Source organism: Psychrobacter sp. T6-5, assembly GCF_052258485.2.
Classification (GTDB): domain Bacteria; phylum Pseudomonadota; class Gammaproteobacteria; order Pseudomonadales; family Moraxellaceae; genus Psychrobacter.
In genome coordinates, this window is sequence record NZ_JBQQEY020000001.1 from 1,987,703 (window position 1) to 2,013,955 (window position 26,253).

Consider the following 26,253-nt stretch of genomic DNA (forward strand, 5'->3'; position numbering starts at 1 on the left):
GCGCTTAATACGGTCATTTACTAGATGAGAATCCTAAAGACAACCAACGGCAGCTGTCTATTTCATGGAACCTATACATATAAAGGTATAACAAACAAAAAAACGCCAGTAAGTGAGTACTTACTAGCGTTTAAATAACGACTGTCTATCTAAATCTTCAGTTAGCGTCAATTAACGTAAATCATCAACGACAGCTAGCATGGCGATAAGCGATGCTTCACCTAACTGAATAGAACGCTCTGGTGACCAGCCCATTTCTTCATCAGGTAGATTATCGTTGTCTTTAAATGGCATCTCTAACGTATTGGCAAGACAATCAAAACGTTCAGCCACCCAGTGGGTCGCGAGTGTCATGTTCGCCTCACCTGGCGCATCAATCTCATAGCCGACCTCAGTCTGAAAATCGGCACTGGCTAATTTCAATACATCTGAGAACCGATCACGTAGATGTGCAAGGCGCTCGTTATAACTCGGCGTGCCTTGAGAGCCAGCAAGAAACGCATAAGGCAATGCTTCATCGCCATGCACATCATAAAACAGATCAACGCCCGTCTCTTCCATCTTCTTAATCACATAAAACACTTCAGGGCTTTTGTCCAAGCTTGGACTTGCCCACTCACGGTTTAGGTTCGTACCTGCGGCGTTCGTACGTAAATGTCCGCGCACACTGCCATCAGGATTCATATTAGGCACAATATAGAAGTTGGCTTTGTCTAACAGCAACCGACTATTGGCATTATCGTTATCTAACAAGCTATAGAGCAAACCTTCGACCAGCCATTCCGCCATCGTTTCACCCGGATGCTGACGCGCAGTAATCCAGATGTTGCGTTTATTAGTATCGCCATCACCAATTTTGACCAAAGTAAGGTCACGCTTATCCAGCGTGTCACCCAAATGCTCTAACGTCACTAGCGAATGTGTCTGTACAGCGGCTAATAAATCCTGATGACGCTCATAACTATAAGGCGCAAAATAAGCAATTTGGACGGTCTCGCACGCCAGCTCTGCCACGATGGTTAATTTGCCATCTTGATAAGTGGTCGGTAGACGGAACCAATGCTGACGATCGTAGGAAGCGACTGCTTGATAATCCTTCCACCCTTCGAGATAGGAAGCCTCCCCTGCATTCATAATATTAAGAACATACTCTTCTCCAATCTCACCGGAGAGACGGAAGTTGAACCATTGGAAAAATTCTTCGCCAACGTCAGGACGAATGGCCAGTTGAATATTGTTTTTATCTTCTATATTAAGTACGTCAATATTACCTGCATCGAAATTGGCAGTGATACGCATGATCGCTCCTTGATTGGTTTTTTATGATTGGGTCTCATCGGCTATGTGCGGGATACAAAGGAATGTGACAAATTTTTATTCTAGATAGGCTCTAATCTAACACGGTAGCGTTATACTTTATTGGTCATCACATACTCTTTTTCAAGTCATTAGCGTACCAGATTGATCTCTGGTTTTTTCAGAATAACACACGGCGCCACATTCATATTTATCCAAACTGGAAAGCAGATAGCTGCGTTTTTAGCACTTGCTCAGAGTAAATTTTATCCCCCTTATCATTGCCTGCTGCACCTGCTGCCACCATCAGCGGTAGCAAATGCTCCTCTGCGCCTAATGGATGTGAGACCATTGCATAAGGCGCTTTTGACCAGTTAGCCAGCGCCGACCACCTCGTCTCCGCATCCGCTTCGACAGTATTGGTCAGCCATTCGTCAAAGCGCTCTGACGGTGCGGTGAAGTTTGCATCACCATAGCCACGCATGTTGTGAAAGCTCATACCGCTTCCGATAATTAGTACTCCTTCTTGACGTAATGATTGCAGGGCTTGACCTGCTGCCAGATGCGCTTTTGGGTCTAAATTATTACGTAGTGACATCTGTACTACAGGAATATCTGCCTCAGGGAACATTACCTTTAACGGTATAAAGACACCGTGATCAAATCCACGCGCCGCATCTTGTTCATTTGAGATGCCTGCTGCTGTCAACAGATTACTGATTCGTTCAGACAATACTGGCGCACCTGATGCTGGATAAGTCAAATCATAAGTATGCTCAGGAAACCCATAATAATCATAAATCAGATCAGGTTTTGCGCCAGCAGTAATACCAAACTCAGGCGTCTGCCAATGGCCGCTAATGATCAAGATAGCCTTTGGTCGCTCAGGCAATCGAGCGGTAATGCTCGCTAAAAACGCTGCCATCCCATCCCACATATCTGCAGGTTGCCAATCCATAAAAAAACAAGGTCCGCCGCCATGCGGTATAAAAAGTACGGGCTGACTTGCTGCCTCGTTAGATACGTGTACGCTCATCACTTTCTCCTCGTCGCTTTTATGAAATGGTGTTATTAATTGATATGACGTTATCAACGTGAGTCATTACTGTTATTAGGATGACGCCTCTTTAGCGTTACTGACAGCCATTAGAGGGAGCTATGACACACGCCCTAGCTTTTCTGATAGCGCCTTATCCATGCTTATAGCCCCGCCACCTTGTACCGCTAAAGCAAGCAAAGCCACCATCAAGGTCAATGCGTATTCGTAGCCACCATCAGCAGCAAATAGGCCATTGCTGATATGGACAGAGAAAATAGCGACTAGCATCGTAAAAGCGGCGACCAATGCAGCAGGTCGAGTCAGCAATCCTAATACTAGCGCAAGACCACCAAAGAACTCAGCACCGCCTGCTAAGATAGCCATCAGGTAGCCAGGTTCCATACCCATACTACTCATCCACCCAGCCGTACCTGCCAGCCCATTGCCACCAAACCAGCCGAATAGCTTCTGCGCACCATGTGCCATCAAAATCAGGCCCACAGGCACACGAAGGATTAAGGCAGCAACGCCAGCTTTCGATGTTAAAACTCTATTTAATAATGAGGATTGCATTGATGAGTACTCCATAACGTAGTAGTAAGATAAAGTGTTTAGATATTGATATAAACATACTTTACTATCATCGTTACGGAAGAGTAAGCCAAGTTATATTGAATGATTATCAATGTATTGTTGTTAATTGTTTGGATATAAAACTCAATCAGTGTGCAAAAGACACAGACAAAATGCCATCTAAGTATGACTCATTAATGTATTATTACATCCAATATAGGTTGGCCATATTCCACACCGATCCCATCCTCAACCACTATATCGCTAACAATACCGTCATGCTCACTCACGACAGGGAGCAGGCGCGTCAGCTCTTCAATAAAGCAAACGGTTTGGCCTTTTTCAATACGATCGCCTTTTTTCACGAGGTTATCAGTCACGGCGTCAGCGCTTAGATGCACGATACCTACATGCGTGGCGCGCACTTGCGCAGACTCATTGCTATCATCTTTAGCGAGTTTCTCACCGTTGTCTGCTTCAAATGGTGGACGATGACGCTGCGAATAAATAGCATTGACCACTTTGATTGACTGACCACCCTCTACGATCGTCACTTCATGCAGCTGACTGCACTCAATAAGCCGCACCGCGCGTTCGATTTGTTCGATATCCATCATATTCCCCTTATATACTCTATTAACCATTTTTTAGCTTAGCCCAAGATATTTAGCAATCGTCATGATACTCAGGATACTCATCGCAATGGCAATCAGCCAACCAAAGGCCGCAATCCAGACAGGATGTTTATAATCTCCAACGATGTTTTTTCGATAAGCGGCAATCAGAATAATCACCATCGCAATAGGCAAGACCAAGCCATTCAATGTACCGACCAGTACCAGCACTTGAGCGGGCTTACCAATGGTGGCAAAAACAAGCGTTGAGATGACGATAAAACCGATAATAAAATAGCGCTTATAGGTTTCGATAAAGGGATGGAAATTGGTCATAAATGACACTGAGGTGTAAGCCGCGCCAATGACCGAGGTCACAGATGCCGCCCAAATAACAATACCAAAGATCACTTTACCCACATTACCTAAGATATGCTCAAAAGGCGACATCGCTGGGTTTGACGGATCTAAAGTTAGGCCTTGTGATACCACGCCCAACACGGCGAGGAACAAAAACACCCGAATCACTGAGGCGACCAAAATGCCCGTGACTGAGCTTTTGGTCACTGAGCTTAGATTTTCCTCACCTGTCACGCCAGCCTCTAGCAAGCGGTGTGCGCCAGAAAAAGTGATATATCCGCCGACCGTACCACCGACCAAGGTCACGATGGCTACCGCATCTATTTTGTCCGGCATGATGGTTTTGGTCGCCGCTTCTGCCAAAGGTGGGTCTGATTTGAACACCACATAGATGATTAAGACAATTAAGATAAAGCCCATGAGCTGAGCAAATTTATCCATTAAAGGCCCTGTCTCTCGGCCCAAAAATATCGCGACGGCTATCACACCACTGATTAATGCGCCCGTGATGGGTGAGATATTAAACATCGACTGCATGCCGAGACCTGCGCCGCCAATGTTGCCAATATTAAAAGCAAGACCACCTGCAATGATCAAAAAGGCGAGTAGATAACCGACCCCAGGAAACACCAAATTGGCGATTTCCTGCGCGCGTTTTTTGGATACGGCAACCACGCGCCAGACATTAAGCTGGACGCCGATATCCATAATGATTGATATTAAAATAACAAAGCCAAAGCTTGCCATTAAACTTTCGGTAAAAGTAGCGGTTTGGGTTAAAAAACCCGGCCCAACCGCTGAAGTGGCCATCAAAAAGGCCGCGCCCAAAATGGCGGTATTGTGCTTTTTTAAGGTACTCATAAACATCCTTGTGTGAAACGAGACAACAAATTTGAGTCATTAACGTTCAAACAGTTATCCGTCAAATGATTATTATGCGGATATCGTAATACCCTTTCGTTCTAATTGTTCTTTGATCTCTTCAGCAAATAAAATGGCGTGCGCGCCATCGCCATGCAGACAGATACTCTCTGCCTCAACGGGCACCACCTCACCGCAGACACTGGTCACCGTCCCTTGGGTAATCATCTGCAACACATGGTCAATGGCCGCTTGGGTATCGGTGATCAGCGCATTGTCTTTGCTACGCGAGACCAATGAGCCATCTTTTTCGTAGTTTCTGTCCGCGAATACCTCAGATATCGACACCAGTCCCTGACGTTTGGCAGCAGCAACCAGATGACCGCCTGACAGCCCCATGACTTTTAAATTGGGATCAAAGCGCTTGATCTCACTGACCAAAATATCAGCGAGCGACTCATCAACAGCCGCTTGATTATATAAAGCACCATGCGGTTTGACATAATCTAATGACACACCGACCAGATCACAGAGCGCCTTGGTTGCACCAAGCTGATAGGCCATCAATGCCCGATATTTCTCTTCGCCCAAAGACTGATTGGTGCGACCAAAGTTTTCTCTATCATCAAGTCCTGGGTGTGCCCCGACTCTGACATTATTTTGTTTTGCCAATTGCAAGGTCGCGATCATCTCCGCATAAGAGCCTGCATGTAGACCACAGCAAACATTGGCAGAGCTGACGATAGTTAGCAACTTATCATCTTGCCCGCAGCCTTCGGCAACGTCTGCATTCAAATCAATGTTCATAACCATACTCCTGTATCTGATCGATATAATGTTGTCGGTTTTGGCGCGCTCGGTGCGCCTGCCTGCGATCTACGAGGGTAAATTGACAGGTTTTACCAAACCTTATTTGTGCCATCAATCCGATATCTGCATCGATAACGGTAGCAATTTTAGGATAACCACCCGTGGTTTGCCCGTCTGCCATCAGTACAATCGGCTGACCTTGCGGCGGCACTTGAATCATACCCATATCGACACCGTGCGAACTCATCTCGTTGGGCTCTGTTAACTCAAGGGATAACTCACCTGCCAAGCGATAACCCATACGGTTACTGCTGGTCTGTAGCTGCCATGGCTGGGAGACAAAAGCCGTCTGCGCAGCTGGTGTAAAGCAATCATACTCGCTACTTTTAATCACACGAATAGTATTGGCTGGTGCAAGAGGAGCCACACCGATGATGGACAAACTTGACGGTGCTTTTACCTTTAACCTGTCATCCGCTTGTAAGTACCTACCGTTAAAGCCGCCGAAACCAGCTTTTAAATTGGTACTACCCGATTGCAATATAGACGCAATATCAAATCCACCATGCACGCAAAGATACGCATACATGCCCTCTATCGGACGTAGTAGCTTGAGGATTTGCCCCGCTTTCGCATTGATGCGCCAATAACTGGGTATACGCTTGTTATCCAAATATGCCTCATAAAGCGCGCCTGTGAGACAAAAGCTGACGTCTGCTTCAAACTGTATGGTCAACTCACCCATCGCCAGCTCAATTGCCGGCTCGTCACGCTCATTTTTTAGCAAAGCGTTACCTGCTTGCAGCGCCCAGTGATCCATTGCGCCACTTCTACCCACGCCCATACTACGATAACCAAAACGACCTAGGTCCTGAATACTGGCCATAGCAGTGGCTGTTAAAATCTTCATTGATGCCGCCTATTGATTGATCTTCTGGTTTGTCTTGTTATTCATAGATATCTATTGCGGTAAAGCACAAGGTATCACCAGCACTGAGTAAGGTTGGCGAATCTTTGGTCAAGTCAAATAATGCAGTGTCTGTCTGACCTAATAATTGCCAGCCACCTGGGGAGGCAAAAGGATAAATACCTGTTTGCTCGCCACCAATACCGACTGATCCTGCAGGCACGTGCGTCCTTGGGTTAGTATGTCTTGGGAAATGTAGCGACTCAGACAAGCCGCCAAGGTAAGGAAAACCAGGCTGAAAACCAATAAAATAAACGGTGTAAATAGCGCTGGTGTGCAGATCGACTACAGCATCAATAGACATCTCAAGCGACGCTGCCATCGCTGCTAAATCAGGGCCATATTTGCCGCCATAATGTACGGGTATCTCGACATGCTTACCGTCGATGGTTTTCTCAGGCATCTCCTCAAGCAGAGCGGTCAATTTGTTTTGTAGCGCTTTAAACTCATCACATGCTAGCGGGTGACTAAACACACTAAGCGTATTCATACCGATAATGACTTCTAACACCTCAGGCATGGTTTCAATAATATCCGCCAACGCCCAACATTTTTTTTGCTTATCAAGCGTGATTGGTTTGGGGAAAAACAACACAAGGTTGGTTTCACTGCCGATTTGCCATTGTAGGGTCATCCTTGTACGCTCCATGGTTTTTATTATGTGTTCTGGCTATTATCTTGATAACTTGGCGTTTATATCTGTTTTATATATTTTCTTTGATCCATTTTTCTAAATAATGAATACTCATTTGACCGTCACAGAACCCTTTATCGGCAAACAGACGCTGATGCAAATCAATATTGGTATCAATACCCGTGATCTGCGCTTCCGATAATACCCCTTGCATCTTGGTGATTGCTTGCGCGCGCGACTCATCCTGTACACATATTTTGGCAATCAAGCTGTCATAAGTGGGTGGCACGGTATAATTGGACTCGATATGACTGTCCACTCTGACGCCAAAGCCTGCAGGCAGATGACAATAGTTGATGTGGCCTGCGTTAGGTAAAAAGGTCTTTGGGTTTTCAGCATTGATGCGGCATTCAAAGGCGTGACCGTTGATACTGATATCTGTTTGCTCATGCGCCAGCGGCAGCCCTGCAGCAATGCGTATTTGCTCACGGACGATATCAACGCCTGTCACCATCTCAGTGATGGTATGCTCCACTTGCACGCGCGTATTCATCTCAATAAAGAAAAATTCGCCGTTTTCGTACAAAAACTCAAACGTCCCCGCCCCTCTATAACCCATCTGCTGGCAAGCCGTGGCACAAGCCTCGCCTATCTGTTGCCGTTGCTCGTCGGTAATCCCAGGTGCGGGTGCTTCTTCAATGACCTTTTGATGGCGGCGCTGCATCGAGCAGTCACGCTCGCCCAGATAGATGGCATGACCATGCGTATCAGACAGCACTTGTATTTCGATATGGCGCGGATGTTGTAAGTATTTTTCGAGATAGACCACAGCGCTGCCAAAGTTGGCTTTGGCCTCGGTCTGGGTCAAGGAGATGGCGGATAACAGATCGGCTTCTTTTTCAACGACACGCATCCCGCGACCACCGCCACCGCTTGCGGCTTTGATAATGACTGGATAGCCAACATCGGCGGCAATCTGTATGACCGCATCAGAGTCTGTTGGCAGCGCACCCTCAGAGCCGGGCACACAAGGCACGCCAGCCGCAACCATTTGCACTTTGGCCGCGACCTTATCCCCCATGGTGCGTATGTTGTCAGCGGTTGGGCCAATAAACTGAATGCCTGATGCTTCCACCAATGCTGCAAAGTCTGCATTTTCTGACAAAAACCCATAACCGGGGTGAATGGCATCTGCCTGTGTCATTTTGGCCGCTGAGACAATCGCTCTTTGGTTTAGATAGCTTTTTGCGGCATTGGCAGGACCAATACAGATCTTTTCATCCGCCAAACGTATCGGCAGTGAGTCTTTATCTGCTTCTGAATACACGATGACTGATCTAATACCTAACTGTTTGCAAGCCCGAATGATACGTAATGCAATCTCGCCACGATTGGCGATTAATATTTTGGAGAACATATATTTTCCTAAAAAAGATAAATCAGATATTTATTAAACCACTGCTAGTTAGTTTCTAGGCTAGCTTACAGGTTCAGTGACGAACAAAGCCTGACCATATTCGACGATATCCCCTTCCTCAATCAGAATGTCTTTAATCACGCATGACGTCTCCGCTTTGACCTCATGCATCATTTTCATGGCTTCAATGATACAAAGCGTCTGCCCGACTTCGACCTGATCGCCTATGCTGACAAACTCATCAGCGTCAGGCTCAGAACGACGATAAAACGTGCCTAACATCGGCGCTGATATATCACTATTTTTTGCGGTATCGGCTGCTTCAGGCTGATTTTCTGCATTCGCCTTGCTTACTTGGCGTGCCTCATTGACATGATGGCGCTCATCATTGGATGTAAGCGCCGTCTTGTCTGTATTGGACGTATTTATGGTTGGCTGGCTTGTGTGTTGCTGCCCAGCTTGACAAACAATCGTGATGCGCGCGTCACCATCAGTGACCTCTAGCGACTGTATATCAGCGTTTTCTGCGATTTTTATCAGCTTCTCTAAATCATCAAAATTGATCTTCATATTGGACACTATTCCTTTAGTTTTTATAAAAAGTTGGCTTGAAACAACTGGCGTAAAATCAAAATAAATATAATGGTTTATAAGACTGCTAATTCTTCATCTCTGGGGTCGCAAATAAACATATATCCCGGTGCATGAGTAATCATCAGCTCAGGGCGACTGGTCATGGCGATGCTCTGCGGCGTGACACCGCACGCCCAAAATACAGGCACTTCGCCTGCTTTTATAGTGGACGGCTCGCCAAAGTCTGGAGAACTGATGTCTTTGATACCGATGAGGCTAGGATCACCGATATGAATGGGTGCGCCATGTACTTGCGGAAAACGTGAGGTGGCTTGCACTGCCTTAGTGATTAACGGATAAGGTATTGGTCTCATACTGACCACCATTTTTCCGTGAAGTTTTCCAGCAGGGACGGTATCAATGTTAGTGATGTACATCGGTACATTGTGATTGTCTTCGATGTGTCTGATGGGGATGGAGGCACTCAACATAGCCGTCTCAAAAGAGAAGCTACAGCCTAAAAGGAAACACACCAGATCGTCGCGCCAATAGTCTGTTAAGTCTGATACTTCATCTACCAGCTCACCATGCTGGTATATTCTATACCTCGATAGATCAGTTCTGAGATCAGCCCCTTTAGCCATCAGCTTTGGCTCAGCACTGCCAATATCGGTGACGTCTAACACAGGGCAAGGCTTGGGATTGCGCTGTGCAAATAACAAAAAGTCATAGGCCAAATCTTTGGGCACGATGACCAAGTTCGCTTGTATGTGACCTTTGCACATGCCAGAGGTAGGTTTGTCTATTTTGTTATTTCTGATCAGCGCCCTGACTTCTTTTGGCGACAAGTTCCCTATGTCTGGCATGGTTGTTCCTTTTTATGCGTCATACTAAAAATAGTAAGCGATTGTCTAATAAAAGCATCCTAACAAATATAAATTGATGTGATTGATCTGGCTTCAAACTGTTACAAAAAACACCACGCTTTATATCGTGCTGAGTCATGCGTTAACCACTACAATATTAGTGACCGCTTAATAATGACAGCGTGCGATATATGAGAGCCGTTATATGAAAGCCATCTCATATATATCGGCGACCTTTAGGAGCATGACCATGTTTGACTCTCATAAGCCCTTGTTATCTACAAAAATGAAATCGCTATTGTTTTCTGCCTGTCTGATAGGTGGCGTATCACTACTCACCAGCTGTGACTCACAATCCTCAACTACTGATGACAATACAGCACAAATGGATAAGAATACAGCAGCCTCACAGACGGATACATCCGCGCCTATTACTGCTGATAATAATGAAACCACAATAGACAAAGAGTCTATCACTGCCGATACAAGCCCGCCTGATGACCAAATGGTGAGTCCGTCAGGCTATCAAAAACTGGGCTTTGGGCAAGTAGTTACCCCCACGCTTTTGGCGGATTTAGGGCTGACTAAACAAGAGAGTGACAATGAGCAATGCTACTATGTAAGCGATCCAAAACAGTATTATATGGATCAAGCTTATGGCAAACGTGCTTCTGTCCTGTACCAAGTGATAGATGGCAAAGTAGCACTGATTACGATTCGAGATCCAAAAACGCCGTTTTATACGGGCGTTCATGTCGGTGATGCGGTAACAGCGGTGATGAGCGCGCATGATGACAGTCTTACTTACGAGGTTGATAAATATGCGGTGGATGGTGACTTTTATAACCTAATTGCAAATGTCAACTTTATCGTGACTGGCGACGCAGATGCGGGCGCACTCTTAAAAAAGGAGAATATTAAGCTCAATAACGCCAATGATACCTTACCCATTCAAGTTGAATATCATATCAAAGGCGGTCAAAAGCTCAGTAATAACACCATTAGCGAGACTGAATGGACGGTAGAAAATAAGCGTGTATTACAAGGTGACGTAGAAAGTATTGATATCGGCATTCCAGAAGCGATTTATTTGGTCGAAGGCTGCTCCTAAAAACTGGACTTTAAACCTAGAACTAAGTATTACGCCCTAAACATAAAGAACCCGATAAGTATCCATCCTTATCGGGTTCTTTGTCTGCTATAACGCTACCTAATGTGATGACTATAAATCACTCATTCAACGCTTCACCGTTCAGCGCACGGTCTAATATCGTATATGCTGCCTTGACTCGCTCTGTATTGGGATAGTTCTTATTTGCCAAAATGACAATGCCTGTTTTTTTCGCAGGTACATACGCAACATAAGCCCCAAAGCCATTCGTTGACCCAGTTTTATTGACCCACACATCATTCAGCACAGGCGTTGGTGGCTCATTTAGCGCTATGGGTTGAGGTTGCAAGATAGTTTCTGTTGAATTGCCATCTAACAGCATCTGCAGCGTCGTCGGTAACGAATACATCTCCCAAGCCAGCCCTTGCGTAAAGTATTTGGTTTGATAATAGCCTTTTCTATTGTTCTCAAGTGCTTGCTGCATCTGAGTATCTACCGTTACCAGCCTCATATTCGCCGCCATGAAGCGTGTCATATCAGCACTGGTAGATTTGATGCCGTACGCTTCTGCATCTAGCATACCGGGGTTAACCTTGATTGGCTCGCCTGCCTTGTTATAACCAAAGGCATAATCCTTCATTTTATCCGCAGGGACATTGACAAAGGTATTGGTCATCTTAAGCGATGGCAACACGGTGTTTTCTATGAGCTTAGTATAGTCATCACTCATACTCAGGGCAGAGAGATGGCCGAACAGTCCGATACTGGCATTGGAATACAGACGGGTTGAGTCGATAGGAAACTTAGGTTGCCAAGATTTATAATATTGTAGCAGCTCCTTATTACTCTCAATTTTTTCAGGCACCTGTAATGGCAATCCGCCTGCGCTATACGTACCCAAGCTGATGAGCTTTGTATTACCAATAGCACTGTTTTTTAGGTAGGGAATGTACTTGTCTGCGGTATCATCAAGTGACAAGGTACCATTTAATTCTGAATAACTGGCCAGAGTGGCCGCAAAGGTCTTGCTCACAGAACCCAGCTCAAAAATTGTGTGCTCTGATACAGGCTGGTTGCGCTGCTTGTCAGACAAGCCATAGTTATAAAAATGTGATTTACCATCGATGATGATTCCAAATGCCATACCGGGGATCTGGTATTGGCTCATTAACTGTTTGGCTTGCTTATCCACTTCTTGCGCTAAGCGATCATTAGCACTGGCGGCTTGCGCTGGTTCAGATATCAGTACTGTCGATAGCAATACGCTCAGCGTTAGGCCAAGGAGCGGTTTTTGCATAGATGGTTTTTGAGCAGTCAGTGTTGATGTAAATGCGTTCATAAGTAATTTATTAATGCCGTCTGTTTAATTGTGAAAAGGTTGGCTACTAAAGGTAGCAGCTTTTATGGTCATTTATCACCTTGTTTTTTACACTTTATGTTTTTAGCGCCAATGTCCTCTTAGTATTTACGTTAGTACTTATTAGTACTTACGCAAAAACAGTAATAAATGGTGCAAAACTCTCAAATAACGACACACCGTAAAGAAAATCAGACAGCAATGAGCGCGTGGTCTGCTACAGTATCAGCCGATTATTCAGACTAGACGTTATCAAACATGTCATCTATAGTCTCGATCACTGCACCCATCCAACCGACATAGTAGACACGATGATAAGCGCATTATTTAGTGCCATATCAGCCACGATAAAGGAATAAGCTATCCATGATTGCGCTCATTGAACAACACCCTCAGCTCATCAGCTTAGGCATGGTGCTTATTTTGACGATAGCGCTGTTATGGCTGATACAGCACCTCATGATTCGCTATGGTAAGCGGATATTGGGATTAATTTCTCGTGTCGATTTTTGGCTGCGCCAACATATCGCACGCCTACCACTAATGATACGTCTACAGCAAAAATACCCAGCAATGTTTGGATTTATTACCAAGCGCTTTGCTCGTGGTCATTTTTCTGGTCTGATTCTCACCATTTTGACACTTTTGAATATATATATTTTGGCGCTGTTTGCAGGCTTGGTCGAAGATGTGGTGAACGCGGACTCTATTGTGACCACCGATCTGTTTGTGTCGCAACATATGAGCGTGTTACAAGATTCGAGCATCGTACCTGCCTTTGTTTTTATCACCAGTTTGGGCTCTACACCGATTACTTGCTTGATCATTCTGCTGACGGCAATCCTCTGCGCGGTCGTGCGCCAGCCTTATATTTTGGTCGGTCTGCTACTCTCAACCATCGGTAGTACCGCTTTTACATTTTTGAGCAAGATGGCTTTTCAGCGGTCGCGACCGATTGATATTTTGCTGATAGAACACACGTACTCTTTTCCCAGCGGTCATGCGACTATTAGTATTGCGCTCTATGGATTTCTTGCTTATATGGCGATTCGTTTTAGCCAAAGCTTTATTCGACAAGTGCGGATATTATCGCTCGCGGTTTTATTATGCCTGTTCATAGGGTTAAGCCGAATCGTACTCAATGAGCATTATCTGAGCGATGTGATGGGTGGGTTTTTGGTGGGGACGTTATGGCTGACGATTGCCATTAGTATGATGGAATGGCTGACCGCCCGAGGTAAAATCGATTGGCGTATCGTATGGTCAGCGCCTCAGCGATATATGGTGTGGTTCAGTGTCGTCGCTGTGCTGATTGCGACCTTTGTATACGCTACTATTTATCAGTTTCCGTTGCTTGGGTAGTAGTAAAGCAGGCTTTTCTTAATATGCTAGAAGTGCTTTGCTAACCATATCTTATGAGTTCTATAATTAGGAATTAAACCATTACTTACAAGTCCTTTCAAGCAACCAAATCTTGAGTGCCCTTCGACTAAATGTAACTTACAGTTCAATTCAAGGAATATTGGTGACCTTTTCCATGTGTAATTATTTTCCCAATACATTACAGTCTGTTTTGTATGCCCAATTAGCTTCCATTCTAAATCTATAGATACTCTACAAGACTTCTTATAACAGGCATGTACCCATTTTTGAAAACTAGGAAAAACTGTAGCAAGTGACATTTCATCAAACGTGAGATCGACAAGCTCCCAGTTTAGGTTGTGAATATCTAACTCAGCGTATTGTGCTTGAAACTGATCATTACGTCCATGATCTCGATAAAACTGCTCTAAAACATCCATTGGTGTATTCGGCAAACTTAGGATTAGCTCATCAATGTCTATGTTTCCTGCCTGATCAGCGCGCAGATTCATTAATTCTTTAAATTTCAAACTTACCTCATAATGTAGATTTTGGAACAGATGAACATAATAACTCTCGAGTAGTAAGTTTTACTAAATTCATTTAGTAACGGGCTCTGAGATTGGCAAAAGCTGGCTAAGCATTACTAAAATGCTCCATAGACAGTGCTTGCCCCAATACCTCAAAGATGCGCGGATCAGTCGACTGTGCCACATTAAAGCGCATAAAGCGATCAGCGTCGTCTGCTTGACTAAAGACACTGCCAGGGGCAAGCACAATACCGTGTGTCATACAGTGATTGGCCAGTGCCGAGGCGCTTTGACTCTCAGGCAGACAGCACCAAAGAAACATCCCTGCTTGCGGCACGAGCCACGGCGTAATACCCACGGCTGCCAAACGCCGAATCACTTGCGCTCGCATCAGCGCCAGACGATGATATAGCGCATTCATGTGCTTATGATAGCCGCTGTCACTCAGCGCAGACAGTATTACCGCTGCCGCCAGTTGACCACCACCAAAGCCTGTGGCGATTTTTAAATCCAGTAACGGCTCGGTATAGTCCGGAGGCGCGGCAATATAACCGCAGCGCAATGAAGCTGAAAGCGTTTTTGAAAAGCTACCAATATAAAACACCGCCGACAAACCATCCAGCGCGGCCAATCTCGGCGCAGGCGTGGTTTCAAAGTCTGCAAAAATATCATCTTCAATGATATATGTGCCAGCCGCTTGCGCCAATTGCAGCACCTGATAGGCGCTCGCAGGTGTCAGCGTGGCACCTGTCGGATTGTGTATCGCAGCGTTGGTGATATATAGGCGTGGCTGATGGATGTGTAGTAGATGCTCAAAGGCAGCCGTATCAGGGCCATCTTGATTAAAAGGCACACCGATTACTGTCACCTGATGCGCGCGCAACAGCGCATGAAAGTTAAAATAACAAGGATCGTCAACGAAGACGGTATCACCTGCACTCAGCAATAAACGGCAAATCAAATCGATTGCCTGTGTACCCGACTCCGTCAGCATCACCTGTGCAGGTTTGGCTTCAATACCCAAACCTACCATTCGCCGGACCAACAACTGACGTAGCTCAGGCAACCCAAGCGGCGTGGCGTAGTCACTGATCATCGCCACATCACCGCGAGCAACACGGCGTAATCCTCGGCGTATACCCGCCTCATAAAGCCAATCTGCTGGTAGCCAGCCGCAGCCTGGTTTTAGGGCATCATTTGGTGTCTCAAGTGACTGGCGAGAGACCCACAGCGGATCGACTTCGCGATCCAAGTTCGGTCCTACAGCCGCTAAAGCGCGCGGTTTTGAGACCTCAGCAACATAAAACCCCGACCCTGCACGCGCATAAATCACGCCCTCAGCTTCTAGTCGCTCATAGGCGGTCACGATGGTCGACGGCGAAAACCCCATGCTTGATGCCGCTGCGCGCACGGAGGGTAAGCGACTACCTGAAGCATAAGTGACTGTGGCGATTTTGGCTTTGACATCAGCCATGACCATCTCAATGCGGGTCATTTGACGACTCATTAGAGGTTTATCCTTATTATTCTTTCTAACCGTATTGACCATACTATTTATGAGTATTACTCAATTATCGTAGCACGCATCCCCACAAATCATCGCATCAAAACGGTGCTGATTCAAACTATATGTTCGCTTATCAGACAAAAGTATCTAAAACTGTATGAGTACAAGTGACCAAACAGTTCGGATTTATTGTACTGGACTGTACGTGGTGGGCATCGTCTGCTTTTGTTGTAATGGTCTAACAGCCAAGCGGCACAAAGCGTAGCTGACACCTCACTGACAAGGCAGAATGATAATGATAAAAACAGCACAAGTAACACAGGCAACGACCACACAAGGCTGGATCAGCGGCCTTATGGGTGTGATGATTTTTGCAGGTTCGCTACCCGCGACCAAACTTGCCGTCATGGGTTTTGACCCTGTGTTTTTGACAGCTGTACGAGCCACGCTTGCTGCCTTGCTTGGCGGCGCTATATTGCTGCTGTGCAAACAGCGGCGACCCACCAAAGACAATCTGCCTGCACTGATCGTGGTTGCACTTGGCGTGGTGGTTGGCTTTCCACTACTGAGCGCACAAGCGTTGCAGTATATTACCTCTGCACAAGCCATTGTGTTTGTGGGAGTATTGCCGCTATTTACTGCAATGTTTGCAGTGCTGCGCGGTGGTGAGCGCCCATCTGCTTTGTTTTGGCTATTTGCCTTGCTTGGTAGCCTGTGTATCGCAGGCTATGCGGCTGCTCATAGCGGTGAAATGTCAATACTGGGGGCGCTGTGGATGCTGGGTGCGGTCATCACCTGCGCTGTCGGTTATGCCGAAGGCGCACGGCTGTCTCGAACCCTTGGCGGATGGCAAGTGATCAGCTGGGCGCTGGTCATATCCTTACCAATGATGTTACCTATCGCATATTTGACCACACCTGTAGACGTACTGAGTGCCAGCGCGACCGCTTGGCTCGGCCTACTTTATGTGTCGTTTTTTAGTATGTTTATTGGTTTTGTCTTTTGGTATCGCGGTTTGGCATTGGGCGGTATTGCGGCTGTCGGTCAGTTGCAACTGTTGCAGCCGTTTTTGGGATTGATACTGGCGGCTTTTTTGCTACATGAAACGGTTGATTTGGGTATGGTCATGAGCACATTAGGGGCGCTGCTATGCGTGGTGGCCGCTAAAAAGTTCTCGATATCGCCAGCAGCAATGACCGCATCAAGAAATACTTCTCAATGACAGACGTTTTTAGTTAATAAAAAGCTGAATATTGACCGTCCAGCAATGAATGTCAAAAAATAATTACGAGAATATCACTGAAGCCAAAGCAGCTATCGATGATGATAGCTGCGACTATTATCATCGCATGAGCGCACTGGGCGTCGATGACGATTTGCCATAATTATAATTATATAAGGATAAAAACATGCCACTAGTACGAATAGACGTGACTGAAGGTCGCAGCGACGACGAGCTTAAAATATTAATGGATACGGTGCAAGACTGTGTCGTGAGCGCGTTTGAAGTGCCTGAGCGAGACCGATATCAAATCGTCACCGAGCATAAGCCTGGACGTATGATTTTGCTCGATACGGGTTTGGGATTTGAGCGCACAGAAGCCGCCATTGTCATTCAAGTATTTACCAGTCCGCGCGCAACGGTGATGAAAAAGAAATTTTGTGAGTTGATGGCAGACAAGCTCCAGACGCATTGCGCGCTCGACCCAAAAGACTTGTTCATCTCTTTTATGACCAATACTGATGTGGATTGGAGTTTTGGCTATGGTGAAATCCAATATCTGAACGGTAAATTGTAGAGCCGATTTCGATTTTGTCATCACAGTATATACAGTCAAAAACCCATAAAAAAGCGCCATTCTAATAAGATGGCGCTTTTTTCTTATCATTGGCTATCACTTTACAAAGCCAATTTTAATCAAACATATCCCTTATAAATTTGGATTCACGATGATTTTTACCGCAGATTCATTGTTGTGAATCAGCGTTTCAAACCCTTCTGAAATCAAATCATCTAATTTGATGCGCTGCGTAATAAATGGCTCAAGATCGACCAAACCATCTTCGACCAACTTAATGGTGTCTTTATGGTTGTTGACATAGCCAATGGTGCCGCGAATATCCAACTCTTTCATTACCACGCTGTGGACGCTAATTTCTGCAGGATGGCTCCAGATAGAGACAATCACCACCACGCCAGCAGGTTTGGTCAGCTCAACCAATGAGTCCAGCATCGCGTTGACACTGGTACACTCAAACGCCACGTCTACGCCGCGATCATCAGTGATTTTCATCACCTCTTCCTTTAAATCGACTTCGGTAGGATCCAAGACATAGTCAGCCACGCCGCTGTTTTCGGCTTTTTCTTTACGCTTGGCACTCAGCTCGGTCAAGATAACCGTCAGGCCTTTGGCTTTGAGCACTGAGGATAGCAATAGACCAATGGGACCGCCGCCGCCGACCAATGCCACATCCCCTTCTTTTGCACCACTGCGTACAAAGGCATGATAGCCCACCGATAAAGGCTCAATGAGGGCTGCTTGGTCTAGTGGAATATCATTAGAGATGGGATGTACCCAGCGACGCTTGACCGCGATTTTTTCGGACAAACCGCCCCCACGTCCGCCCAGACCGATAAAATTCATATTTTCTGATAAATGATAGTTCTCCCCTTCCGCGGTAGAGACATCATCAGCGATGATATACGGCTCAACCACTACGTGCTGCCCGACCTCAATATCATCGACACCCTCCCCCACTTCGTAGACCACGCCCGAGAACTCGTGCCCCATGGTAATGGGTGCGGACTCGCCTGAGATGGGATGCGGGTGACCACATGGCGGGATAAAAATAGGCCCTTCCATAAACTCATGCAAGTCCGTGCCGCAAATACCGCACCATGCCACGTCGATACCGACCGTACCCGCCTCAACAGTAGGCTCTGGGATGTCTTCAATACGGATATCACCTTTGTCATAAAAACGTGCCGCTTTCATATCATACTCCTTTGATAAGTCTAGTCGTGGTTAATATGCTGCAATGAGAGTTACTCGCTATCATCATGCCCAGATTAAAGTTGGGCTGTCAACGATGGCCACGTATGCAGTTGTTAAGCGAAAGTAACGCTACTACATACGCCCAGCCAACCTATTGATATCGTTAGGAACGGACGTTAAAACAATGAAACCAACTCGTCTTTTATAAAAAATATCAACAGTTGCTTATTTTTTAACAGCCATTACAACTTGGCAAAATCCTCCAAATCAATCACTTGATGACAGTAATGGCGCATGATGTGATGATCGTGACTGACCATCACCAGCGTGCAATGCTGCGCTTGGCACTGCGCCACCAGTAAATCAAGCGTTTCTTTTTGGGTAATGGGATCGAGCCTAGAGGTGACTTCATCGGCGAACAACAACACAGGATTGAAAAGTAGCGCGCGCAAAATAGCTACCCGCTGTAATTCCCCGCCCGAGACATTGAGCGCGTTACGTTCAAGAATCCGTTTATCCAGCTTTAACTTTTCTAATAACTCAGGCACACGGTTGGCATCTAACCGATGCTTGCGGATGACATCATTAAGCAAAGTTTGCAGTGGTACATGTGATGCAAAAGCAGCAGGCGGATCTTGATACAGTTTGAGCACTTGATGGCGCTTGGGTTTGGTCTGCCATGTGATAGCACCGCTAGCTGGTTTTAACAGGCCACAGAGCGCGTCTCCTAATGAGCTTTTGCCAATGCCGCTGCCACCAATCACGCCAAGCACCTCAGCGCGCTTGAGGTTAAAACTCAACCCCTCAAACAACACCCGTGTACCACGCGCCAAGCTCACGTCTTTGACGGTCAATAAGGGCTGTTCTGCGATGACGGCGCTATTTTTTGCGGGCCAATTATCAGGGGCAGCAGCGATGAGTTGTTTGGCATAGTCTGATGTCGGTTGATTGAGTACCTGTTCGCCATGACCTTGCTCAAGCAGTTTGCCTTTTTTCATCACCATGATGCGATCATCAACACCCACGCTCAGTGACCTTGCCACATCGATATCATGGGTGATGGTCAGTAGTGTGCCGCCATCGCGGGTGACGTTTCTTAGCAGATTAATCACGGCTTGTTTGTTAATCTCATCTAGGCCTTTGGTCGGCTCATCAGCGATGACAATGTAGGCGCCGCCCGAGGTGGCAATCGCAAAAGACGCGCGCTGCGCCATGCCACCTGACAGCTCGTGCGGATAGTAATTGGCAAATTTGCCTAGCCCTAGTGTCTCTATTTTCTCTTGTGCCAATTGCTTACTGACCTTGCTGTCTTGCTTGGCGACAAAATACAAGCTCTCCCACACTTGACTGAGCACATCCATCGTAGGATTTAGCGAACGGCTTGGCTCTTGCGGCAGCATCGCCATACGGCGTCCCCAGTAGGCACGCAGCTGCGGCTTGCTCAATGCTTGGTTTTCGATCAAAATATCACCGCGACTGACCAGCTCGTCAGGCAGCGCGCCCATAATGGCTTGTGCCAACAGGCTTTTACCCGATCCTGTTTCGCCCAAAATGGTCAAATTTTGACCTTTATATAAGGTGACACTAATCGGCTGGACCAAGCTTAGCCCCGACTTGGTAAAAACAGCCAATTCGTCGGTTGTTACCAGTCTATTTGTTGCTAGATTTGAGTCGGGCGGCGTTGTTGCGGTTTGCTGTGCAGTTTGTAGAGCGGTCATTTTATTTTTCCTGAGAGTAATTGTAGGCTTAGTACCAAAATAAAAACGGCAATAATGGGCTGAAGAAAAATAAACGGCGCTTGATAATAATACGGAAACAGCTCCGTCATCATCAGGCCCAGCTCGGCGGTCGGTGGACGCAACCCAACATTAATAAAGCCTAGCGTGGCAAGTGCAAGTACCGCGTTACCCGCTGCAAAAGCACTTAGAGTGGCGACAACGGGTAAAATCTTGGGCAAAAAGTGTCGTTTAAAGCAATAGAAAAAATCCATCCCCATCAAGCGTGACGCTTCAATCTCTCGGCTGCTGGCAATGGTTTGAGTCATGGCACGTACCATGCGAAAAAACTCCACCCACAGCACCAAAGAGATACCCAGATACAGCGACCAAAAGGTGTTCGGTGCAATCGCTGCAAACAGCAATACGAACAATAGCCCCGGTAGCGCCATGATAATGTCACATAAAAAGGTACAAACCTTGTCCACCCAGCCGCCAAAATAGCCGCTAAGCACGCCCATCAGTAGTCCAAAAAACAGCGCAAAGCCGACTGATAAAACAATCAATAAAAACGACAACCGAATGGCTGAAGAGACCCGTGCCAGCATATCGCGCCCAAAGTGATCAGTACCAAACCAGTGGCTGACACTGGCAGACTGTAGCGCATCGCCCAACTCTTGCACGTTGGCATCTACCGGATAGTACAGCGGCTGCAAAAAGGCAAATACCAGTAACAAGATAAGTAACAGGCCGCCAAATTTTTGTATCGGTTGGAGGGCGTTGGCCCCGCTATAAATAGTCATAAAATCAAAATTCCTCATGTGGGCTGCGTTGGTACGCACTGCATGTGTGATATCGCAGTGGTGATAATGGCTTGGCACTCATGATCAACGTGCCAAATCAATGCGCGGATCAATCAACCCACTGAGCAAATCCACCACCATGTTGAGCACCACAAACATCCCGCCCATAATCAGCGCGGTGCCTTGTATCATCGGCACATCACGCGCGACGATGGCGTGTACCAACGCGTGACCACTGCCCGGCCACGCAAACAAACTCTCGACAATCACCACCCCCTCGACCAGATACACCAGCTGGACTGAGTGATAGGCTAAAATCGGAATGGCCACATTACGCAGCCCATGCCGACAAAACGCCGTCCATTTATTTAATCCTTTGAGCTTGGCAAAATCATAATATTCTGACGTTTGTACCTGTACCATCGCATGGCGACTCACGCGAATCGACACCGCAGACAGCCCAATCGCCAAGGTCAATGCTGGCAAAATATAATGCTGCGGCGTGCCATAACCAGCGGCAGGCAGCCATTTTATTTGCACCGCAAGTAGCGTGATGAGCGCAATACCAATGATAAAGATCGGCACAGAGCGCAGTACCGTACTGGTGACCAACGTCAGGCGATCAAACATCCCATTGGGGCGCTGCGCCGCCAGCAAACCCAGCGGTGGCCCAATAAAAACCGATATCGCCAATGCCGCCAGCGCGAGGGACAGTGTATGCCCAAACTGATGCGCAATCTCCGCCCATACTGACTCGCCACTAACCAAAGAATGCCCAAGGTTAAACTGCACCAAATCCAGCAACCAATCAAAATAGCTTTGCCACCACGGTTGATCCAAACCAAGCTCTGAGCGCACCAGTGCCGCAGCGGCAGCGTCCGTTTGGTCATAGCCGTAGCGACTGGCGGCAATACGGTACGCCATATCACCGGGTAAGCTGCGGGTCAACACAAAAGTCAGCGTACCAACCGACCAGACCACCAAGAGCAGCTGCAGCACCCGATGAGCAATATATTTAAGCATAGTTATCCATTACAATTTTTTAGGGTTATAACGCATTGGGGTTATCGCGCAAATGACGGTAAGACGACTTACCAAGACAACTTGTTTAAATAAAAGTTGCGCTCCAAACCATCAATCTCTAAGCCTTTTAGTGACTTATGCGCAGCGGCATTTTGTTGGTAGTACACCACAGGTACAACAGGACGCTCATCAAAGATGATCTGTGAGACGCGTTGTTTGGTCGCCGCATCACTGTCCTTGGTCGTTTCAAGCGTTGATAACAAATCATTAAGCGCCGCATTGCGCCAATTCATCACGCCCCAATCGCTGCCTTTTGGGTCAAAATCTTCGACCAGTGAGCCGATTGGATCAGGGGTCATGCCGTAGTTACGCGCATAGAGTCCCATCTCAAGCGTGCCATCTTGATGACCTGAGGGAATTTCTGAGAAATTACCCACGGACACGTCGACGTCGACGCCGAGTTTTTTCCACTGCGCTTGCAAGGCGGTGGCGATAATGGGCAGCTCAGGACGGTCTGAGAATGTGCGTAAAGTAAACTTGAAGGGTTTGCCGTCTTTTTGGAGCATGCCATCACTACCTTCAGTAAAGCCTGCATCTAATAGGCGCTGCTTGATGGCCTTAGGGTCAGGCTGCTGGTTTGGGGTGTTGATTTGCCAGTCTTTGAAAATCGGCGGCAAAATTTGCGCGGCGGCGGCATCATCAGCATGCATCACAGATTGAGCAATGGCTTGTCTGTCGATGGCATCACTGAGTGCTTGGCGCACGCGTACATCGCGGAATAGCGGATGATCCGCATTGACTTTGTATTCGATAGTACGCGCCAATGACTTCGACTGAACTTGTAGATTGGGGTCCTGCTGTAGGCGGGTGAGACTGGCTGAATCTAAGGTAAATACGAGGTAATTGGGTTTGCTCTGTGCCAGCAAAGTGCGCGTTTCGCTGCGACTATTGGCTAAGTAAGTAATGTCTTGGATCTTGGCTTTTTCGCCCCAGTAGTCGGCAAAGGCTTTTTGCTCGATTTTTTGTGGTGGCTCAAATTTGGTGACATAGTATGGCCCTGTACCGATAAGCTGAGTAACCTCATTATTCTCATCAAACGATGAGCTGGCCAAAATGATACTGGTCGCATGCGCCAGATAAGCAGGAAAAGACATCAGCGGTCGCTCTAGGCTGATCTCAACTGTTTTGTCATCAATGGCTTTGATGTCTGAGATTGCAGCCGACTCTAGAGCGGTGGGTTTGCTGAGCGCGACCTGCAGGCTTTTTACCACAGCATCCGCTGTCAAGGGCGAGCCGTCATGGAATTTCACGCCATCACGCAACACAAACGTCCATACATCCCCTTTGTCATTGGCCGACCAACTTTGTGCCAGCATAGGTTGCAGCTCAGCATTTTGTTTGGCATCGACCAGCGTTTCAGCAATCTGCAAACGCTGAAAAATAAACCCTGACTTACTGGGATCCATAGAGGTCAGCTCCCACGGCGTCACCACGATTAGCTCCTGCTGACTGTCATCGTTTGCCGCTGTATTCGTCGCGTTATTGCCCGCTGTTTGCGCACCAGCAATGACATACCATGCCAGCCCTGCTAGCACCACCAATACCGAAATCAAGCCAATTTTTTTCATATATCTTCCGTTATAGTATAACATTTCAAAAAAAACGTTATGTTATAACGAAAGGTATTAAAGGTAAACCTTTTTCTACTAAGGTTAAGTACTAATGCTTATGTCATTTTATGAGTTCAAAACAGCACTACCCTTATAAAAATACATTGCTTACGCATCATAATTTTTATCAAAATATCGAGTAAATTCATCGCTTTGTACAGAAAAAAACCAAAAGAACAAGACTGCCTTTCGCAAAAATATATGGCTATACTGCGTTTAAATTATTTAATATGGATAAGTAAATGCTCAAAAATTCCAAAAAAATATTGATCATTTTTAGTATAGTAGCGGTTATCGGTGGAACACTAACCTTTGTCATGACTTGGAATAATCTTGGTTTTGGGTATAATTTTCTGCGGGCTTGGCTGAGCTCTTTTGCGCTTTGCGTCATCTGCATTGCACCTATCGGTGGCGTGATCGCCATGCTAATCAATAAAATATTACGGGCGGTATTGCCAGATATTTCCACCGTGCAGATGAATGTCATTTTTGGTCTGTGCATAGCAGTCATCATGGAGTCAATCATGGCCATGGTTACCACGATTAATCTCAGTGACTTCTCTGATTGGCATCACTTTCTTTCTATGTGGATTGCCAGTTTATTGACCGCCCTACCGATTGGTATTTTCTTTTCCATTATTCTTTCGTTAATCATCAAACCCAAACTTGAGCTTTTTTGGGCAAAATAATTGTAGAATAAAAATAACGAATTCATAAAAGAGCGATCGATAAAACAAAAAAGGTCTGAGCGAATGGCTCAGACCTTTTTATATTGAGAGAAAATGAAATGAAAGTTTTTATACAGATTTGCGATACAAGCTATCAATAACATACCTGATAATATATTTGCCCATTTTTTATAGACAAATAGCTTTTAAGCATTATCGGCAATACGGATGATAGGCTTTAAGGTAGTACCCTCGGCACTGTCTTTTGCGGCTTGATTAATATCTTTGAAGTCATAGTATTTGACCAATTTATCAAAAGCAAAACGTCCTTGTAAATACAGCTCTACCAGCTGCGGGATAAATATCTTGGTAGTCGCGTCGCCCTCAACGATACCTTGGATAGATTTACCACCCAATAGCAAATCATTGACATCGAAGTTGGCATCGGTCTCAAGCGCAGGTGCGCCTACGACACCAATGGTGCCAAGTGTGCCTAGCGAGTCGATACCTTGACGCAAGACAGCTGGAATACCCGTTGACTCTAAGGCAAATAGCGCGCCGCCACCTGTAATGTCGCGTACTTTTTCGATGACGTCTTCTTCTTTACTATTGATGACGTGGGTCGCGCCAAGCTCCTTGGCAAGCTCAAGACGTGAGGGCACCACATCGACCGCAATGATGGTCGTCGCGCCTGCTACTTGTGCGGCCAGTACCGCAGACAAGCCTACCGCGCCTGCACCGAAAGTCACAAAGCTCGTACCTGGGCGCACTTTTAGCGAATTGATGACCGCGCCTGCTCCTGTCTGAATGCCGCAACCTAACGGACCAAGTAATTCAATCGGTGCGTCTTTCGATACCTTGATGGTATTGCTCTCTAAGCTGAGCGCATAGGTCGCGAATGAGGACTGGGCAAAGAAATGGTCGTTGAGCGGATTGCCGTCAGCGTCTTGAATGGCATTATTGCCGTCCATGTCACTGCCGCCAAAATTGCGCGGGTAAAACTCCTTACAATAGGGCTCGTGACCTGAATGACACGAACTGCATTGTGAGCAATAGCCATAGCTCAGCACCACATGATCGCCCACTGCAATGTCTTTGACCAGTGGCCCGACTTTTTCGACGATGCCTGCGCCTTCATGACCCAATACCAGTGGCAGTGGCACGGGGTAATCTTGGTCACGCACGATCATATCGGTGTGACACATGCCTGTAGCGACGATTTTTACCAGTACTTCATCGTCTTTGGGCGCGCGAATTTTGGCTTGCTCCAAGGTAAAGTCAGCGCCCTTTTCTCGGGTGACGGCGGCAGTAATATCGGTATATTCTGTTGTACTCATGTGTAAAATCCTTTTTTATCATATGCGGTGAAGCCTAGCGCTGATAAGCACTGCATCTATTCTATATGCCTGTTTTAGGGCGAAGTGCTTGCTACTAGAGCATTTTTTATGCTGGAATATTATATTTTTTATAGAATTGTGGCATAACTAAAATAGACTTTTTT

Annotated in this window: 25 protein-coding genes; 5 read left to right on the forward strand and 20 right to left on the reverse strand. The window is 46.4% G+C overall.

The annotated features are described in order from the left end of the window. Positions 1-171: 171 nt before the first annotated feature. From ACTXGK_RS23200 to ACTXGK_RS23250, 11 genes are all read right to left on the reverse strand, one after another. Positions 172-1,299, reverse strand: a complete 1,128-nt coding sequence (locus ACTXGK_RS23200; protein ID WP_443516194.1) for a M14 family metallopeptidase — start codon at positions 1,297-1,299, stop codon at positions 172-174. A 208-nt stretch (positions 1,300-1,507) separates the two neighbouring features. Next, the gene (locus tag ACTXGK_RS23205) at positions 1,508-2,332 is read right to left on the reverse strand and encodes a DODA-type extradiol aromatic ring-opening family dioxygenase (RefSeq protein WP_443516192.1); all 825 of its coding nucleotides are present in this window, start codon (positions 2,330-2,332) and stop codon (positions 1,508-1,510) included. Positions 2,333-2,452: 120 nt separating this feature from the next. Continuing rightward, positions 2,453-2,908: a DoxX family protein gene (locus ACTXGK_RS23210; RefSeq protein WP_443516190.1), complete on the reverse strand. Its 456-nt coding sequence runs from the start codon at positions 2,906-2,908 to the stop codon at positions 2,453-2,455. A gap of 194 nt (positions 2,909-3,102) precedes the next feature. Beyond that, entirely contained in the window at positions 3,103-3,525 is a 423-nt protein-coding gene (locus ACTXGK_RS23215; RefSeq protein WP_443516188.1) for an acetyl-CoA carboxylase biotin carboxyl carrier protein, read from the reverse strand. 30 nt (positions 3,526-3,555) lie between these two features. Beyond that, positions 3,556-4,743 (reverse strand): NRAMP family divalent metal transporter, encoded by a 1,188-nt coding sequence (locus ACTXGK_RS23220; RefSeq protein WP_443516186.1) that lies wholly within the window; start codon positions 4,741-4,743, stop codon positions 3,556-3,558. A gap of 72 nt (positions 4,744-4,815) precedes the next feature. Next, positions 4,816-5,550: a 5-oxoprolinase subunit PxpA gene (gene pxpA / locus ACTXGK_RS23225; protein ID WP_443516185.1), complete on the reverse strand. Its 735-nt coding sequence runs from the start codon at positions 5,548-5,550 to the stop codon at positions 4,816-4,818. After that, positions 5,540-6,463, reverse strand: coding sequence for a 5-oxoprolinase subunit C family protein (locus ACTXGK_RS23230; protein WP_443516183.1), 924 nt, complete (start codon positions 6,461-6,463; stop codon positions 5,540-5,542). Before ACTXGK_RS23230 ends, pxpA begins: the two co-directional genes overlap by 11 nt. Positions 6,464-6,500: 37 nt before the next feature. Next, entirely contained in the window at positions 6,501-7,154 is a 654-nt protein-coding gene (pxpB, locus tag ACTXGK_RS23235) for a 5-oxoprolinase subunit PxpB (RefSeq protein WP_443516181.1), read from the reverse strand. 70 nt (positions 7,155-7,224) lie between these two features. Beyond that, positions 7,225-8,571 (reverse strand): acetyl-CoA carboxylase biotin carboxylase subunit, encoded by a 1,347-nt coding sequence (gene accC / locus ACTXGK_RS23240; protein ID WP_443516179.1) that lies wholly within the window; start codon positions 8,569-8,571, stop codon positions 7,225-7,227. A gap of 60 nt (positions 8,572-8,631) precedes the next feature. Continuing rightward, a complete protein-coding gene (gene accB / locus ACTXGK_RS23245; protein WP_443516177.1) occupies positions 8,632-9,141 on the reverse strand; it encodes an acetyl-CoA carboxylase biotin carboxyl carrier protein in 510 nt (169 codons plus the stop codon). A gap of 77 nt (positions 9,142-9,218) precedes the next feature. Then, the gene (locus tag ACTXGK_RS23250; protein ID WP_443516175.1) at positions 9,219-10,010 is read right to left on the reverse strand and encodes a putative hydro-lyase; all 792 of its coding nucleotides are present in this window, start codon (positions 10,008-10,010) and stop codon (positions 9,219-9,221) included. A 250-nt stretch (positions 10,011-10,260) separates the two neighbouring features. Here ACTXGK_RS23250 and ACTXGK_RS23255 point away from each other — a divergent pair, with 250 nt between their 5' ends. Next, positions 10,261-11,121 (forward strand): hypothetical protein, encoded by an 861-nt coding sequence (locus ACTXGK_RS23255; protein ID WP_443516173.1) that lies wholly within the window; start codon positions 10,261-10,263, stop codon positions 11,119-11,121. 118 nt (positions 11,122-11,239) lie between these two features. Here the strand turns inward: ACTXGK_RS23255 and ampC are convergent, their stop codons facing one another. Beyond that, a complete protein-coding gene (ampC, locus tag ACTXGK_RS23260) occupies positions 11,240-12,460 on the reverse strand; it encodes a class C beta-lactamase (RefSeq protein ID WP_443516171.1) in 1,221 nt (406 codons plus the stop codon). Positions 12,461-12,844: 384 nt separating this feature from the next. On the opposite strand from ampC, the gene ACTXGK_RS23265 reads away from it, so the two are divergent. Beyond that, positions 12,845-13,840 carry a phosphatase PAP2 family protein gene (locus ACTXGK_RS23265; RefSeq protein WP_443516169.1) on the forward strand — a complete coding sequence of 332 codons (996 nt, stop codon included), beginning with the start codon at positions 12,845-12,847 and terminating at the stop codon, positions 13,838-13,840. 26 nt (positions 13,841-13,866) lie between these two features. Here the strand turns inward: ACTXGK_RS23265 and ACTXGK_RS23270 are convergent, their stop codons facing one another. After that, positions 13,867-14,370: a hypothetical protein gene (locus ACTXGK_RS23270; protein WP_443516167.1), complete on the reverse strand. Its 504-nt coding sequence runs from the start codon at positions 14,368-14,370 to the stop codon at positions 13,867-13,869. A 106-nt stretch (positions 14,371-14,476) separates the two neighbouring features. After that, positions 14,477-15,877, reverse strand: coding sequence for an aminotransferase-like domain-containing protein (locus ACTXGK_RS23275; RefSeq protein ID WP_443516165.1), 1,401 nt, complete (start codon positions 15,875-15,877; stop codon positions 14,477-14,479). Positions 15,878-16,172: 295 nt separating this feature from the next. Between ACTXGK_RS23275 and ACTXGK_RS23280 the strand changes: the two genes are divergently transcribed. After that, a complete protein-coding gene (locus tag ACTXGK_RS23280; protein WP_443516163.1) occupies positions 16,173-17,099 on the forward strand; it encodes a DMT family transporter in 927 nt (308 codons plus the stop codon). A gap of 187 nt (positions 17,100-17,286) precedes the next feature. Then, complete coding sequence (locus ACTXGK_RS23285) at positions 17,287-17,676, forward strand: tautomerase family protein (protein WP_193013502.1); 390 nt, start codon at positions 17,287-17,289, stop codon at positions 17,674-17,676. A gap of 132 nt (positions 17,677-17,808) precedes the next feature. On the opposite strand, the gene ACTXGK_RS23290 is transcribed toward ACTXGK_RS23285, so the two are convergent. From ACTXGK_RS23290 to ACTXGK_RS23310, 5 genes are all read right to left on the reverse strand, one after another. Beyond that, complete coding sequence (locus tag ACTXGK_RS23290) at positions 17,809-18,873, reverse strand: 2,3-butanediol dehydrogenase (protein ID WP_443516161.1); 1,065 nt, start codon at positions 18,871-18,873, stop codon at positions 17,809-17,811. A gap of 242 nt (positions 18,874-19,115) precedes the next feature. Then, positions 19,116-20,591: an ABC transporter ATP-binding protein gene (locus tag ACTXGK_RS23295; RefSeq protein WP_443516159.1), complete on the reverse strand. Its 1,476-nt coding sequence runs from the start codon at positions 20,589-20,591 to the stop codon at positions 19,116-19,118. Then, positions 20,588-21,391 (reverse strand): ABC transporter permease, encoded by an 804-nt coding sequence (locus ACTXGK_RS23300; protein ID WP_443516157.1) that lies wholly within the window; start codon positions 21,389-21,391, stop codon positions 20,588-20,590. The genes ACTXGK_RS23295 and ACTXGK_RS23300 overlap by 4 nt, the downstream gene beginning before the upstream one ends. An 84-nt stretch (positions 21,392-21,475) precedes the next feature. Then, positions 21,476-22,414: an ABC transporter permease gene (locus tag ACTXGK_RS23305; RefSeq protein WP_443516155.1), complete on the reverse strand. Its 939-nt coding sequence runs from the start codon at positions 22,412-22,414 to the stop codon at positions 21,476-21,478. Positions 22,415-22,482: 68 nt separating this feature from the next. Continuing rightward, the gene (locus tag ACTXGK_RS23310) at positions 22,483-24,042 is read right to left on the reverse strand and encodes an ABC transporter substrate-binding protein (protein ID WP_443516153.1); all 1,560 of its coding nucleotides are present in this window, start codon (positions 24,040-24,042) and stop codon (positions 22,483-22,485) included. Positions 24,043-24,326: 284 nt separating this feature from the next. Between ACTXGK_RS23310 and ACTXGK_RS23315 the strand changes: the two genes are divergently transcribed. Beyond that, the gene (locus tag ACTXGK_RS23315; protein WP_443516152.1) at positions 24,327-24,773 is read left to right on the forward strand and encodes a DUF2798 domain-containing protein; all 447 of its coding nucleotides are present in this window, start codon (positions 24,327-24,329) and stop codon (positions 24,771-24,773) included. Between the two features lie 185 nt (positions 24,774-24,958). Here the strand turns inward: ACTXGK_RS23315 and ACTXGK_RS23320 are convergent, their stop codons facing one another. Continuing rightward, a complete protein-coding gene (locus ACTXGK_RS23320; protein WP_443516151.1) occupies positions 24,959-26,089 on the reverse strand; it encodes an NAD(P)-dependent alcohol dehydrogenase in 1,131 nt (376 codons plus the stop codon). Positions 26,090-26,253: the final 164 nt, after the last annotated feature.

Bases quoted from the DNA above. Each gene is read 5' to 3' on its own strand.
- ACTXGK_RS23200 (WP_443516194.1), bottom strand. From the start codon at position 1,299: ATGCGTATCACTGCCAATTTCGATGCAGGTAATATTGACGTACTTAAT.
- ACTXGK_RS23205 (WP_443516192.1), bottom strand. From the start codon at position 2,332: ATGAGCGTACACGTATCTAACGAGGCAGCAAGTCAGCCCGTACTTTTT.
- ACTXGK_RS23210 (WP_443516190.1), bottom strand. From the start codon at position 2,908: ATGCAATCCTCATTATTAAATAGAGTTTTAACATCGAAAGCTGGCGTT.
- ACTXGK_RS23215 (WP_443516188.1), bottom strand. From the start codon at position 3,525: ATGATGGATATCGAACAAATCGAACGCGCGGTGCGGCTTATTGAGTGC.
- ACTXGK_RS23220 (WP_443516186.1), bottom strand. From the start codon at position 4,743: ATGAGTACCTTAAAAAAGCACAATACCGCCATTTTGGGCGCGGCCTTT.
- pxpA (WP_443516185.1), bottom strand. From the start codon at position 5,550: ATGAACATTGATTTGAATGCAGACGTTGCCGAAGGCTGCGGGCAAGAT.
- ACTXGK_RS23230 (WP_443516183.1), bottom strand. From the start codon at position 6,463: ATGAAGATTTTAACAGCCACTGCTATGGCCAGTATTCAGGACCTAGGT.
- pxpB (WP_443516181.1), bottom strand. From the start codon at position 7,154: ATGACCCTACAATGGCAAATCGGCAGTGAAACCAACCTTGTGTTGTTT.
- accC (WP_443516179.1), bottom strand. From the start codon at position 8,571: ATGTTCTCCAAAATATTAATCGCCAATCGTGGCGAGATTGCATTACGT.
- accB (WP_443516177.1), bottom strand. From the start codon at position 9,141: ATGAAGATCAATTTTGATGATTTAGAGAAGCTGATAAAAATCGCAGAA.
- ACTXGK_RS23250 (WP_443516175.1), bottom strand. From the start codon at position 10,010: ATGCCAGACATAGGGAACTTGTCGCCAAAAGAAGTCAGGGCGCTGATC.
- ACTXGK_RS23255 (WP_443516173.1), top strand. From the start codon at position 10,261: ATGTTTGACTCTCATAAGCCCTTGTTATCTACAAAAATGAAATCGCTA.
- ampC (WP_443516171.1), bottom strand. From the start codon at position 12,460: ATGAACGCATTTACATCAACACTGACTGCTCAAAAACCATCTATGCAA.
- ACTXGK_RS23265 (WP_443516169.1), top strand. From the start codon at position 12,845: ATGATTGCGCTCATTGAACAACACCCTCAGCTCATCAGCTTAGGCATG.
- ACTXGK_RS23275 (WP_443516165.1), bottom strand. From the start codon at position 15,877: ATGAGTCGTCAAATGACCCGCATTGAGATGGTCATGGCTGATGTCAAA.
- ACTXGK_RS23280 (WP_443516163.1), top strand. From the start codon at position 16,173: ATGATAAAAACAGCACAAGTAACACAGGCAACGACCACACAAGGCTGG.
- ACTXGK_RS23285 (WP_193013502.1), top strand. From the start codon at position 17,287: ATGCCACTAGTACGAATAGACGTGACTGAAGGTCGCAGCGACGACGAG.
- ACTXGK_RS23290 (WP_443516161.1), bottom strand. From the start codon at position 18,873: ATGAAAGCGGCACGTTTTTATGACAAAGGTGATATCCGTATTGAAGAC.
- ACTXGK_RS23295 (WP_443516159.1), bottom strand. From the start codon at position 20,591: ATGACCGCTCTACAAACTGCACAGCAAACCGCAACAACGCCGCCCGAC.
- ACTXGK_RS23300 (WP_443516157.1), bottom strand. From the start codon at position 21,391: ATGACTATTTATAGCGGGGCCAACGCCCTCCAACCGATACAAAAATTT.
- ACTXGK_RS23305 (WP_443516155.1), bottom strand. From the start codon at position 22,414: ATGCTTAAATATATTGCTCATCGGGTGCTGCAGCTGCTCTTGGTGGTC.
- ACTXGK_RS23310 (WP_443516153.1), bottom strand. From the start codon at position 24,042: ATGAAAAAAATTGGCTTGATTTCGGTATTGGTGGTGCTAGCAGGGCTG.
- ACTXGK_RS23315 (WP_443516152.1), top strand. From the start codon at position 24,327: ATGCTCAAAAATTCCAAAAAAATATTGATCATTTTTAGTATAGTAGCG.
- ACTXGK_RS23320 (WP_443516151.1), bottom strand. From the start codon at position 26,089: ATGAGTACAACAGAATATACCGATATTACTGCCGCCGTCACCCGAGAA.